This is a genomic window from Ruegeria sp. BG5, assembly GCF_056538425.1.
In genome coordinates, this window is sequence record NZ_JBQFTC010000002.1 from 284,329 (window position 1) to 296,452 (window position 12,124).

Below are 12,124 nucleotides of genomic sequence, written 5' to 3' on the forward strand. Positions count from 1 at the left end.
AAGGAGACCTGCCATGACCCGAACTGCCTACCTCGATTTTGTGAAGCCCGCCCTGTTGCTGACGTTCATAACTTTGGCCGCGATGCTGCGGGTCCTGCCCGCTCAGGCGGCAGGCACCGAGACACTGACCGTTGCGGGCGGGTGTTTCTGGTGCGTCGAATCCGATTTCGAATCCGTCCCCGGTGTCGTGGGCGCGGTGTCGGGATATACCGGTGGCAAATCGGCCAACCCAACCTATGATCAGGTCTCAAAAGGCGGTACAGGCCATTACGAAGCGGTTCAGATCACCTTCGATCCGGCCCGGGTTTCCCGTGAAACGCTATTGAACATGTTCTTCCGCTCGGTCGATCCCACCGATGCGGGCGGTCAGTTCTGCGACCGGGGTGACAGCTATCGCACAGCGATTTTCGTCTCTAACTCGGGCGAAAAGGCGCAAGCGGAAAAGGCCAAGGCACAGGCGCAGGCCGCATTGGGTCAGACGGTGGTGACGCCAATCTTGCAAGAATCTACCTTTTACCCGGCCGAGGCCTACCATCAGGATTATTACAAGGGCGAAAAACTGGTCTTCACCCGCTTTGGTCCGAAACGTCAGAAGAACGCCTATAAGGCCTATCGCAATGCCTGCGGTCGGGATGCGCGTGTGAAACAGCTTTGGGGCACAGACGCACCCTTTGCCGGGTCTTAATCGAAAGACGCGTCGCGCACTTCGCGCAGATCAGGAATGACATCCGCCGTACCGTGCCGCGTGACCATCAGGGCCGCGGCACGATTTGCTTGCAGGATCGCCTGTTCCATCGGCATCCCCCGGTCCATCCCGGCCAGAACATAACCGGTGAACGTATCCCCCGCACCGGTCGTATCGACCGCCTGAACCTTGTGGGCCGCAAAATCAACCGGTTCACAGCCCTGTTGCAGATACCGCGCGCCTTTTGCGCCAAGGGTGACGATGACATGGCGCACCGGCAGTTGCGCGGCATCCAGCCCGGTTTCCTGCCGCAATTGCTCGGCCTCAACCTCATTCAGGATCAGAAAATCCAGATAAGGCAGAACGTCCTGCACGGCTTGGGCCTGAAACGGGGCGGCCGCGTAGCAGACGGTCAGGCCCAGCTCGCGCCCCATCCGGGCGGCCTCGACCTGCGCATTGGTTTCGTTCTGCAGAACCAGAAGGTCCCCGGTATTGGCAGACGCCAGCGCCTGCCCGACCTGCGACACCTCCAGCGCGTGGTTGGATCCGGGGAAGAGGACAATCAGGTTCTCACCCTGCGCATCCACGGCCACGATGGCATGGCCGGTGGGCACATCGACTTCGGCAATAAACCTTGTATCGACGCCATATTCGGTCAGCCGATCCTTCGCCCAGCGCCCGTCGGCCCCGACCGCGCCAATATGGCTGACCCGTGACCCGGCCCGCGCTGCCGCGACCGACATATTGGCCCCCTTGCCGCCCAGAAAACGCTCCAGCCCGCTGGCCGCCAGCGTCTCCCCCGGCGCGGGCAGATGCGGCAGGGCATAGACCATATCCGCATTGATCGAGCCGAGGTTCCAGATCGTCATGGCTTATCCAATATCGCAAGAGGCCAGAATGGCCATGTTCAGAATGTCATTCGCCGTCGACACGGTCGAGCAGATCTGGATCGGCTTGTCGACACCGGACAGGATCGGGCCGATCACGGTGGCGCCGCCCATTTCCTGCATCAGCTTGGTCGAGATGCTGGCCGAATGGCGTGCAGGCACGATTAGGATATTTGCCGGGCCGGTCAGGCGCGAGAAGGGGTACGCCTCTTGCTGATCGAGGTTCAGCGCCACATCGACGGTCATCTCGCCTTCGTATTCGAAATCGACGCCGCGACGGTCCAGAACTTCGGGCGCGACATGCATTTTCTCGGCCCGTTCCGATACCGGATAGCCGAAGGTCGAGAAGCTGACGAAGGCCACACGCGGCTCCAGCCCCATATGACGCGCCACAGCGGCCGAGCGTTCTGCGATGTTGGCCAGATCGTTTTCGTCCGGCCATTCATGCACCAGCGTATCGCCGATCAGCACGATGCGGCCCTTATGCAGCAACGCAGTCACGCCCGCCGCGCCATGGGCGGCATCGGCGTCGAATACATGGTTGATCCGGTCCATCACATGGGCCGATTTGCGCGTGGCACCGGTGACCAACCCGTCCCCATGCCCATGTGCCAGCATCAGCGATGAGAACACGTGCCGGTCGCGGGCCGCAAGGCGGTGGATGTCTTTGCGATCGAACCCTTTGCGCTGCAAACGCTTGTAAAGGAAATCCTTATAGGTCTCGAGATGCGTGGTGTTCGCAGCGTTGACCACATCAAGCTCACGCACGGCGTCGCCCAGACCTGCCTCTTCCAGCTTGGTTTTCACCTCGTCGGGCCGACCGACAACCAACGCCTTGCCAAAGCCCGAGCGCTGATACATCACCGCCGCGCGCAGCACGCGGGGATCGTCGCCCTCGGCAAAGATCATTCGGCTTTGCGCCTGACGGGCGCGGGCGTTCAACCCGCGCAGAATGCTGGCCGTCGGGTCCATGCGGGATTTCAGGCTCAGCTCATAGGCGTCCATGTCGATGATCGGACGCCGCGCCGCGCCGGTATCCATCCCGGCCTTGGCGACCGCAGGCGGGATACGGTGGATCAGGCGCGGATCGAACGGCGTCGGGATGATGTAATCGCGGCCAAAGGTCAGCGATTTACCATAGGCCATGGCGACTTCATCCGGCACATCCTCGCGCGCCAGACGGGCCAGCGCATGGGCACAGGCGATCTTCATCTCGTCATTGATGGCGCGGGCATGGATGTCCAACGCGCCACGGAACAGGTAGGGGAAGCCCAGAACGTTGTTCACCTGGTTCGGGTAGTCGCTGCGCCCGGTGGCGACGATGGCATCGACGCGGACCTCGTGCGCTTCTTCCGGCGTAATCTCGGGATCCGGGTTGGCCATGGCGAAAATCACCGGGTTGTCGGCCATGCTGGCGACCATATCCTGCGTCACCGCACCTTTGACCGACACGCCCAGGAACACGTCCGCGCCCTTCATGGCCTCTTCCAGCGTGCGCAACTCGGTGGTGATCGCGTGGGCCGATTTCCACTGGTTCATGCCCTCGGTCCGGCCCTGATAAATCACGCCCTTGGTGTCACAGACGATGCAATTTTCATGCTTTGCACCCATCGCCTTGAGCAGTTCGATACAGGCAATCCCCGCAGCGCCTGCCCCGTTCAGAACGATCTTCACATCCTCGATCTTCTTGCCCGAGATATGCAGCGCGTTCAGCAGACCCGCCGCACAGATCACCGCCGTGCCATGCTGGTCGTCGTGGAAGACGGGGATGTCCATCTCTTCCTTCAGGCGCTGCTCGATGATGAAACATTCCGGCGCCTTGATGTCTTCCAGGTTGATACCACCAAAGGTCGGCCCCATCAGCTTGACCGCGCGGCAGAACTCATCCGGGTCCTCGGTGTCCAGTTCGATATCGATCGAGTTCACGTCAGCAAACCGTTTGAACAGGACGGATTTCCCCTCCATCACCGGTTTCGAGCCCAGCGCGCCAAGATTACCCAGGCCCAATACGGCGGTCCCGTTCGAGATCACGGCCACCAGATTGCCCTTGTTGGTATAGTCATACGCCGTCTCGGGCGCTTCGGCGATGGCTTCGCAGGGAACCGCCACGCCGGGGCTGTAGGCCAGCGACAGATCGCGCTGGGTGGTCATGGGGACGGTGGCTTGCACCTCCCACTTGCCGGGGGTGGGGTCCAGGTGAAAGGCCAGCGCCTCTTCTTTGGTGATCTTCGCTTTGGGCATTTTAAACGTCGGTTCCATGACTTCGGGGCTGATGCCTCATAGCGCAGGCGGGGCTGCGCCTCAACGGGAATACGTTTTCACCTTTCGTCGCGGGGGCCGCGTTTGTAAGGTCGCGCCCGGAATACGCCAGAAGGGGGCCGCTTTTGTCCACAGTCACGCCGATGATGGCGCAATATCTCGAGATCAAAGAGGCCCATGCCGATGCCCTGCTGTTTTATCGCATGGGCGATTTCTACGAGATGTTTTTCGAGGATGCGGTGAATGCCGCCGAGGCGTTGGATATCGCCCTGACCAAACGCGGCAAGCATAACGGCACCGACATTCCGATGTGCGGCGTGCCGGTTCATGCCGCCGAGGGCTATTTGCTGACCCTGATCCGCAAAGGGTTCCGCGTGGCCGTCTGCGAACAGATGGAAAGCCCGGCCGAGGCGAAGAAAAGAGGCTCTAAATCGGTGGTAAAGCGCGATGTCGTACGTCTGGTGACACCCGGCACTCTGACAGAGGACGCGCTGCTTGAGGCCCGCCGCCACAACTTTCTGGCCGCTTATGCCGAGGTCCGGGATGAGGCCGCTTTGGCCTGGGCCGACATTTCCACCGGTGCGTTTCACGTGATGCCTTTGACGTCCATACGCCTCAGCCCCGAACTGGCCCGGCTTGCCCCGTCCGAGTTGATCGTGGCAGACGGGTCGGAACAGCCTCTGCAGGAATCCGTCCGCGATCTGGGCATTTCACTCACTCCCATCGGGCGCGCCAGTTTCGACAGCACCGCGGCAGAAAAACGCATCTGCGGGTTGTTTCACGTGGGCGCTTTGGACGCCTTCGGCACCTTCGGGCGTGCCGAGATTTCGGCCATGGGCGCTTTGATCGACTATCTGGAGATCACGCAAAAGGGCAAACTGCCCCTGTTGCAAACGCCGCTCAAGGAATCCGAAGACCGCGTTGTGCAGATCGACGCGGCGACGCGGCGCAATCTGGAACTGACCCGATCTTTGTCCGGCGGACGCGCCGGATCGCTGCTGTCGGTGGTCGACCGCACAGTCACACCGGGCGGCGCGCGGCTGCTGGAACAGCGCCTCTCCAGCCCCTCGCGCAATCTCGACGTCATCCACGCCCGTCTGGACGCGGTGAGCTTCGCCACCGAAGACAGCCTGACCGCCTCGGACCTGCGCGAGGCGTTGCGCAAAACCCCCGATCTGGACCGCGCCCTGTCGCGGCTTTCGCTGGAACGCGGTGGCCCCCGCGATCTCGCCGCCATCCGCAACGGTCTGGCGCAGGCGGCGACCATCGCCGAACTCTGCGCCCCGCAAGATCTACCCGTCCTTCTGGCCACCGCCGTGCAGAACCTGACCGGTTTCGACGACCTGCTGACCCTGCTGGACGACGCCCTTGTCGCCGAACCGCCCCTGCTGGCCCGCGACGGTGGCTTCATCGCCCCCGGTTTCGACAGCGAGTTGGACGAGGCCCGCACCCTGCGCGACGAAGGCCGATCCGTCATTGCAGGGTTTCAGCAGAAATACGCGGAACATACCGGCATCACATCGCTGAAGATCAAACACAACAACGTGCTTGGCTATTTCATCGAAACCACGGCAACCCATGCCGAAAAGATGCTGAACCCGCCGTTCTCCGAGACCTATATCCACCGCCAGACCACCGCCAATCAGGTGCGGTTCACCACCGTTGAACTGTCCGAGATCGAAACCCGCATCCTGAATGCGGGTAATCTGGCGCTGGAGATTGAAAAAAGGCTCTATCAAAGGATTTCTGGTGAGATTCTGGCCAAAGCTGCGCATCTGAATCAAGCCGCCCGAGGGCTGGCCGAACTCGATCTGACCACCGCGCTGGCCGATCTGGCACGCGGCGAAAACTGGTGCTGCCCGCAGGTCGACACCTCGCGCGCCTTCGACGTTCAGGGCGGTCGCCACCCGGTTGTCGAACACGCCCTGCGCCAGCAAGGTGGCGATGCCTTCATCGCCAATGACTGCGACCTCAGCGCCGACAAGGGTGCCGCCATCTGGCTGCTGACCGGCCCCAACATGGCGGGTAAATCAACCTTCCTGCGCCAGAACGCCCTGATCGCCTTATTGGCGCAAATGGGCAGCTACGTCCCGGCAGAGAAGGCCCATATCGGCCTCGTCAGCCAGTTGTTCAGCCGTGTCGGCGCATCCGACGATCTGGCACGGGGCCGCTCGACCTTCATGGTGGAAATGGTAGAAACCGCCGCCATCCTGAACCAGGCCGACGACCGCGCGCTGGTGATCCTCGACGAGATTGGCCGCGGCACCGCCACTTATGACGGGTTGTCGATCGCCTGGGCCACATTGGAACATCTTCACGCGGCCAACCAATGCCGCGCGCTCTTTGCGACCCACTACCACGAACTCACCGCGCTGGCCGGTAAACTCGAAGGCGTCGACAACGCCACCGTGGCGGTCAAGGAGTGGGAAGGCGAGGTGATCTTCCTGCACGAGGTCCACAAAGGCGCCGCCGACCGGTCCTACGGCGTACAGGTCGCCCAGCTTGCAGGCCTGCCCGCATCGGTGGTGGACCGGGCGCGTATCGTACTGGACCAGCTGGAAAAAACCGAACGCGAAGGCGGCAAGCAAAAAGCCCTGATCGATGACCTGCCCCTGTTCTCCGCCGCGCCGCCCCCGCCGCCGCCAGCCCCCAAGGCTTCCCCTGTCACCGACATGCTGGCGGATATTCTGCCGGACGAGCTTACCCCTCGCGAGGCCCTCGACCTGATCTACAAACTGAAAGAGGCGGCCAAATCCTGACCGCCCCTTCTTCTGTTCAAAAATACCTCCGCCGGAGGCTTGGCCTCGCAGAGGCCAATCAGCTCGCAGGTGTCGACGACACCCCAACCTGCGCCGGACGCAGCAACCGGTCATGCAGCATGAACCCTTCAGCAGAAACCTGAATGATATCGCCCGCGCGGGTCCCCGGCACCGGAGCCTCAAACATCGCCTCATGCACATTCGGATCGAAACGGTCGCCAACTTCGGGCGTGATCACCTCGATCCCGTGCTTCTGGAACACATCCTTCAGCGCCCGCATGGTCAGCTCAACACCTTCCAGCAAACCGGCAGCCACTTCTTTCTGCTCATCTGTCGCCGCCTCAAGCGCGCGTTTCATGTTGTCGTAGACCGGCAGCATGTCACGCGCCAATTTCGATCCACCATATTGCTCGGCATCGCGGCGCGCCTTGTCGCCACGCTTGCGCGCATTCTCGGCATCCGCCAGCGCGCGCATGAACTTGTCCTTGTAATCGTCCCGCTCGGCACGCAGCGCGTCGATCTCCAGCGCCTCTTCGCTGATATCCATCAGCTCTTCGGCCAGCTCTTCCGCCTCGGCGGTTGCGATATCGTCCAGAAAATCTTCGTTCTTGGGCTCTGCCATCTCTTACCCTCTAGCTCCGGTCGGATATCAGCTTGCCGACCAGTTGCGCCGTATAATCCACGATCGGCACGATCCGTCCATAGTTCAGACGCGTGGGCCCGATGACCCCAACCGCACCGATAATCTTTCGATCAGCGTTCATATATGGAGACACCACCAAAGAGGAACCCGAAAGTGAGAAAAGTTTGTTCTCAGACCCGATAAAAATGCGCACACCGTCGCCTTCTTCGGTCAATTCCAGAAATTCCGCGATGTCCCGCTTGCGTTCCAGATCGTCAAACAGGGTGCGGATACGGTCCAGCTCCTCGGCCTCGCCCGAGTCACCCAGCAGATTCGCCCGCCCGCGCACGATCAGACGGGCCGAGTCGCCCCCGTCCCCATCCCAGGCGGCCATGCCGCTTTCGACCATCTCGCGCGCCAGCACGTCGATTTCCTGTTTGCGCGCGTCGATCTGGCTTTGCATCTGACGGCGCACTTCACTCAGCGTGCGCCCCTCGATCAGCGCGTTCAGGAAATTCGCCGCCTCGCGCATCGAACTGGGCGTCTGCCCCGGAGGCGGTGTGAACAGGCGGTTTTCCACATGCCCGTCCGAGAACACCAGGACCACCAGCGCGCGATCATGCGCCAGTGAGACAAACTCGATGTGTTTGATCTCGGTCTCATGTTTGGGGGTCAGAACCAGCGAGGCGCCATGTGTCACGTGTGACAAGACCGACCCCACTCGGTCCAGCATCCCGCCCACATCGCCCGCGTTAGAGCCTAATGTCTCATCCAGCTTCTGCCGGTCATCAGCCCCCAGATCGCCAACTTCAAGCAAGCCATCCACAAACATCCGCAGACCCTGCTGGGTCGGAATCCGCCCGGCGCTGACATGAGGACTGTCAAGCAGGCCGAGATATTCCAGATCCTGCATCACGTTGCGCACGGTTGCGGCGCTGACTTTTTCCGACAGGGTGCGGGTCAGCGTCCGACTGCCAACGGGCTCACCGCTGTCCAGATAGCTTTCGACGATCAGCCGAAACACCTCGCGCGACCGGTCGTTCATCTCGCTCAGAATTTTGCTTGCTTCGCTCATCCGCGTTCCTTTGCTGGATCGCCATTAAATCGCAGGCAAATGAAAGGTCAATCGGGGTTGCATCGTAACGCTGCGGGGCGTTATCCCCAACCCAGCAAACAAAGGATTTTCCATGCGACCCTCAGGACGTGATCTAAACGAAATGCGCGCGGTTTCAATCGAGACCGGCTTTACCAAACATGCCGAAGGTTCCTGCCTGATCAAGATGGGCGATACCCATGTACTGTGCACCGCCACCATCGAGGACCGCGTGCCGCCGTTCATCAAAGGCTCAGGCCTGGGTTGGGTCACTGCCGAATACGGTATGCTGCCCCGCGCGACCAACACAAGGATGCGACGTGAGGCGGCAAGCGGCAAGCAAGGCGGGCGCACCGTGGAAATCCAGCGCCTGATCGGCCGCGCCCTGCGTGCCGGTGTGGATCGGGTTGCCTTGGGTGAACGTCAGATCACAATAGACTGTGATGTGATCCAGGCCGATGGCGGCACCCGTTGCGCCTCGATCACCGGCGGTTGGGTGGCGCTGCGTCTGGCGGTGAACAAGCTGATGAAGGCGGGCGATGTGATTTCCGATCCGCTGGTGGACCCTGTTGCCGCCGTGTCCTGCGGGATTTACGCTGGTCAGCCGGTTCTGGATCTGGACTACCCCGAGGACAGCGAAGCGGGCGTCGATGGAAACTTCATCATGACCGGCTCGGGCAAACTGATCGAAGTGCAGATGAGCGCCGAAGGCTCGGTCTTCAGTCGCGCGCAGATGGATCAGCTGATGGATTTGGCCGAAAAAGGCGTCGGTGAACTGGCCGCCGCACAGAAAGCCGCCACCGCATGACCCGCAAGTTCGACGGCGACAGGCTTCTGGTCGCCACCCATAACACAGGCAAGCTTGAGGAGATGGCGCATCTGCTTGAGCCCTTTGGTGTGACCGTCGTGGGCGCAGGCGAGATGAACCTGCCGGAACCGGAAGAGACCGAGGATACCTTTGTCGGCAACGCCCGGATCAAAGCTCATGCCGCGGCAAAGGCCACCGGCCTGCCTGCCCTGTCGGACGATTCCGGGATCACCATCGACGCGCTGGACGGTGCGCCGGGCGTTTACACCGCCGATTGGGCCGAAACCGGCGAGGGCCGCGATTTCCTGATGGCGATGACCCGCGCCCATAACGAACTCGAGGCGAAAAACGCCCCTCATCCGCGCACCGCGCAATTCCGCTGCACGCTGGTTCTTGCCTGGCCCGACGGGCATGATGAGGTGTTCGAAGGCATCGCCCCCGGCCATCTGACCTGGCCAATCCGTGGCAAGGACGGGTTCGGCTATGATCCGATGTTTGTCCCCGAGGGCCATGACATTACCTTTGCCGAAATGGATCGCTGGGAAAAGAACAAGATCAGCCATCGCGGCCGCGCGGTGGAGATGTTCGTGAAAGGCTGCTTTGGCGGATGATTGGCGCAACGGGGGCTTTGGCCTGTATGTGCATTGGCCCTTTTGCGAGGCCAAATGCCCCTATTGCGACTTCAACAGTCACGTTTCCAGAAATATTGATCAAAAACAATGGCTTGTTGCGTATCTGGGCGAGTTGCACCGCAGCGCCGCCGAAACCCCGGATCGTGTCCTTGATACGATTTTCTTTGGCGGCGGCACGCCTTCCCTGATGGACCCCGAAACGGTCGCGGCGGTAATAGATACGGCCCGCGCCCTGTGGCGCCCGTCGAACGATATGGAAATCACGCTTGAGGCCAATCCCGGCTCGGTCGAGGCTGGCCGGTTCGCCGCTTATCGCGAAGCGGGTGTGAACCGCATCTCGATGGGCGTGCAGGCGCTGAATGACGACGACCTGCGCCGGTTGGGCCGCATCCATACCGTGGCCGAGGCCCGCGCCGCCTATGACATCGCGCGCAATTGCTTTGACCGGGTCAGTTTCGATCTAATCTATGCCCGCCAACACCAGACGCTGGACGCGTGGCGCGCGGAACTGTCTGATGCATTGTCGATGGCTGTCGACCACCTGTCGCTGTACCAACTGACCATCGAGGACGGCACCGCCTTTGGCGACCGTTACGCCGTCGGCAAACTGCGCGGCCTGCCCGAAGATGACAGCGCCGCCGATATGTACTTGGCCACGCAGGACATCTGCGACGCCCACGGCCTGCCTGCCTATGAGGTCTCCAACCATGCCCGCCCCGGTGCGGAATCCCGGCACAATCTGATCTATTGGCGCTATGGCGATTACGTGGGGATCGGTCCCGGTGCCCATGGGCGGGTCACGTTGAACGGCCAGAAACACGCAACCGAGACCTACCTGAACCCGGACCGCTGGCTGAAAGCGGCCACACAAGGCAACGGGGAAAAAGAGCGCACAACGTTATCCCCGACGGATCAAGCCAAAGAATACCTTATGATGGGTATGCGCGTAGCTGAAGGACTAGATATTGATCGATACAGTCGGTTATCTGGCCTACCCCTGCCCTCGGACGCACTGGATCACCTGACCGATATTGGCATGATCCGCCATCAGAACGGGCGGCTTAGTGCAACAGCAGATGGGCGCGCGGTTTTGAATGCCGTGATCCGAGAGCTTTTGGAGTAGCGAATGCAGTTTCTCTGGGCCGGGCTGGGACTTGTTTGCGTTGCGCTTGCAATGGTCGGCGTCGTTCTGCCGTTGCTGCCTACGGTGCCTTTTCTGCTGCTGGCTGCGTTTTTCTTCGCCCGATCCTCCTCCCGCCTACATAACTGGCTGATCACGCACAGGCTGTTCGGGCCAATGATCCTGGACTGGCAGCGATCCGGCGCTATCCGCCCCGCTGCAAAAAAGGCGGCCACCTTGTCGGTCGCCGCCGTATTCAGCCTCGCAGTCATGTTATCTGCGCCGCCCCATGTCTTGATCATTCAAGCCGTCGTTCTGGGCGGCGTCATGGTCTTTATCTGGACCCGCCCTAACGGCTGAGTTTCGCACACAGATCGTCCAGCTGATCCAGATTCTCATAGGTCAGAACAACCTGCCCGGTCTCGGTTCCCGGCTTGTGATTGATCGACACTTTCATCGCCAGAATAGCCGAAAGATCCTTCTCAAGCGCCCGCGTATCCGCATCCTTGCCTGCATTCAGGTTTCGCGACTTCGGCGCGGGGCGGTCAGTATCACCCTGCTGCTTCTTCACCAAAGCTTCGGTGGCGCGAACGGACAGACCTTCCTTAACAACCTGTTTGGCAAGTTCCGACGGATTTTCGGCCGTGATCAGCGCCCGCGCGTGCCCTGCGGACAGTTTGCCTTCGATCACCAATGTCTGCACATCCATCGGCAAGGACAAAAGACGCAGAAGGTTTGCAATATGGCTACGGCTTTTACCCAAAGCCTCGGCCAGTTTTTCCTGCGTGTGACCAAACCGGTCCATCAACTGCTTATATCCGGCGGCTTCTTCCACCGCGTTCAGATCGGCCCGCTGAATGTTTTCAATGATTGCAACTTCCAGAACCTCGGTATCGTCGAAATCCCGAACTATGACTGGAATATCATGCAGTTGCGCCATTTGCGCCGCGCGCCAACGACGCTCACCCGCGACGATTTCATAGGCGCCTTCACCAATGGACCGCACGATCAGGGGCTGGATGATGCCCTTTTCCTTGACCGAGGTCGCGAGCTCATCCAACTGCTCTGGCGAAAACGTCCGGCGCGGCTGATTTGGGTTGGCTTGCAGCTTTTCAATCGGAACCGTCAGGTCAGGTCGACGCGGCTGAGTCGGTGCCAGATCATCAGCTTCCTGAGTTACGTCCGCCATCAGGGCAGACAACCCGCGTCCCAGACCCCTTGGCTTTGCTTTCTTGGCGCTCACGTCGCCCTCCTCACTG

The 12,124-nt window shown here is 61.1% G+C and carries 11 protein-coding genes; 6 read left to right on the plus strand and 5 right to left on the minus strand.

Going from position 1 to position 12,124, the window contains the following annotated elements; all coding sequences use genetic code 11:
• The first annotated feature begins 13 nt into the window (after positions 1-13).
• On the plus strand, positions 14-685 hold the full coding sequence (gene msrA, locus ACR0KX_RS11880) for a peptide-methionine (S)-S-oxide reductase MsrA (RefSeq protein WP_170623512.1): 672 nt from the start codon (positions 14-16) through the stop codon (positions 683-685).
• Here msrA and ACR0KX_RS11885 read toward each other — a convergent pair.
• Both ACR0KX_RS11885 and ACR0KX_RS11890 read right to left on the minus strand, forming a co-directional pair.
• A complete protein-coding gene (locus tag ACR0KX_RS11885; RefSeq protein ID WP_170453363.1) occupies positions 682-1,554 on the minus strand; it encodes a ribokinase in 873 nt (290 codons plus the stop codon). The two genes, msrA and ACR0KX_RS11885, sit on opposite strands and share 4 nt — an antisense overlap.
• A gap of 3 nt (positions 1,555-1,557) precedes the next feature.
• Complete coding sequence (locus ACR0KX_RS11890) at positions 1,558-3,813, minus strand: NADP-dependent malic enzyme (protein ID WP_170520907.1); 2,256 nt, start codon at positions 3,811-3,813, stop codon at positions 1,558-1,560.
• A gap of 161 nt (positions 3,814-3,974) precedes the next feature.
• Here ACR0KX_RS11890 and mutS point away from each other — a divergent pair, with 161 nt between their 5' ends.
• On the plus strand, positions 3,975-6,590 hold the full coding sequence (gene mutS / locus ACR0KX_RS11895) for a DNA mismatch repair protein MutS (RefSeq protein ID WP_170453689.1): 2,616 nt from the start codon (positions 3,975-3,977) through the stop codon (positions 6,588-6,590).
• A gap of 58 nt (positions 6,591-6,648) precedes the next feature.
• On the opposite strand, the gene ACR0KX_RS11900 is transcribed toward mutS, so the two are convergent.
• Positions 6,649-7,212 carry a nucleotide exchange factor GrpE gene (locus tag ACR0KX_RS11900; RefSeq protein ID WP_170453361.1) on the minus strand — a complete coding sequence of 188 codons (564 nt, stop codon included), beginning with the start codon at positions 7,210-7,212 and terminating at the stop codon, positions 6,649-6,651.
• Positions 7,213-7,222: 10 nt separating this feature from the next.
• Complete coding sequence (gene hrcA / locus ACR0KX_RS11905; RefSeq protein ID WP_170453360.1) at positions 7,223-8,287, minus strand: heat-inducible transcriptional repressor HrcA; 1,065 nt, start codon at positions 8,285-8,287, stop codon at positions 7,223-7,225.
• Between the two features lie 112 nt (positions 8,288-8,399).
• On the opposite strand from hrcA, the gene rph reads away from it, so the two are divergent.
• From rph to ACR0KX_RS11925, 4 genes are read left to right on the plus strand one after another with little or no spacing between them, the layout of a single operon-like run.
• Positions 8,400-9,113, plus strand: a complete 714-nt coding sequence (gene rph / locus ACR0KX_RS11910) for a ribonuclease PH (RefSeq protein WP_170453359.1) — start codon at positions 8,400-8,402, stop codon at positions 9,111-9,113.
• Positions 9,110-9,724: an RdgB/HAM1 family non-canonical purine NTP pyrophosphatase gene (gene rdgB / locus ACR0KX_RS11915; protein WP_170453358.1), complete on the plus strand. Its 615-nt coding sequence runs from the start codon at positions 9,110-9,112 to the stop codon at positions 9,722-9,724. Before rph ends, rdgB begins: the two co-directional genes overlap by 4 nt.
• Positions 9,714-10,868 (plus strand): radical SAM family heme chaperone HemW, encoded by a 1,155-nt coding sequence (gene hemW / locus ACR0KX_RS11920; RefSeq protein WP_170623514.1) that lies wholly within the window; start codon positions 9,714-9,716, stop codon positions 10,866-10,868. The genes rdgB and hemW overlap by 11 nt, the downstream gene beginning before the upstream one ends.
• 3 nt (positions 10,869-10,871) lie before the next feature.
• Positions 10,872-11,225, plus strand: a complete 354-nt coding sequence (locus ACR0KX_RS11925; RefSeq protein ID WP_170453356.1) for a YbaN family protein — start codon at positions 10,872-10,874, stop codon at positions 11,223-11,225.
• On the opposite strand, the gene ACR0KX_RS11930 is transcribed toward ACR0KX_RS11925, so the two are convergent.
• Positions 11,215-12,108: a ParB/RepB/Spo0J family partition protein gene (locus ACR0KX_RS11930; protein ID WP_170623516.1), complete on the minus strand. Its 894-nt coding sequence runs from the start codon at positions 12,106-12,108 to the stop codon at positions 11,215-11,217. The two genes, ACR0KX_RS11925 and ACR0KX_RS11930, sit on opposite strands and share 11 nt — an antisense overlap.
• Positions 12,109-12,124 lie beyond the last annotated feature (16 nt).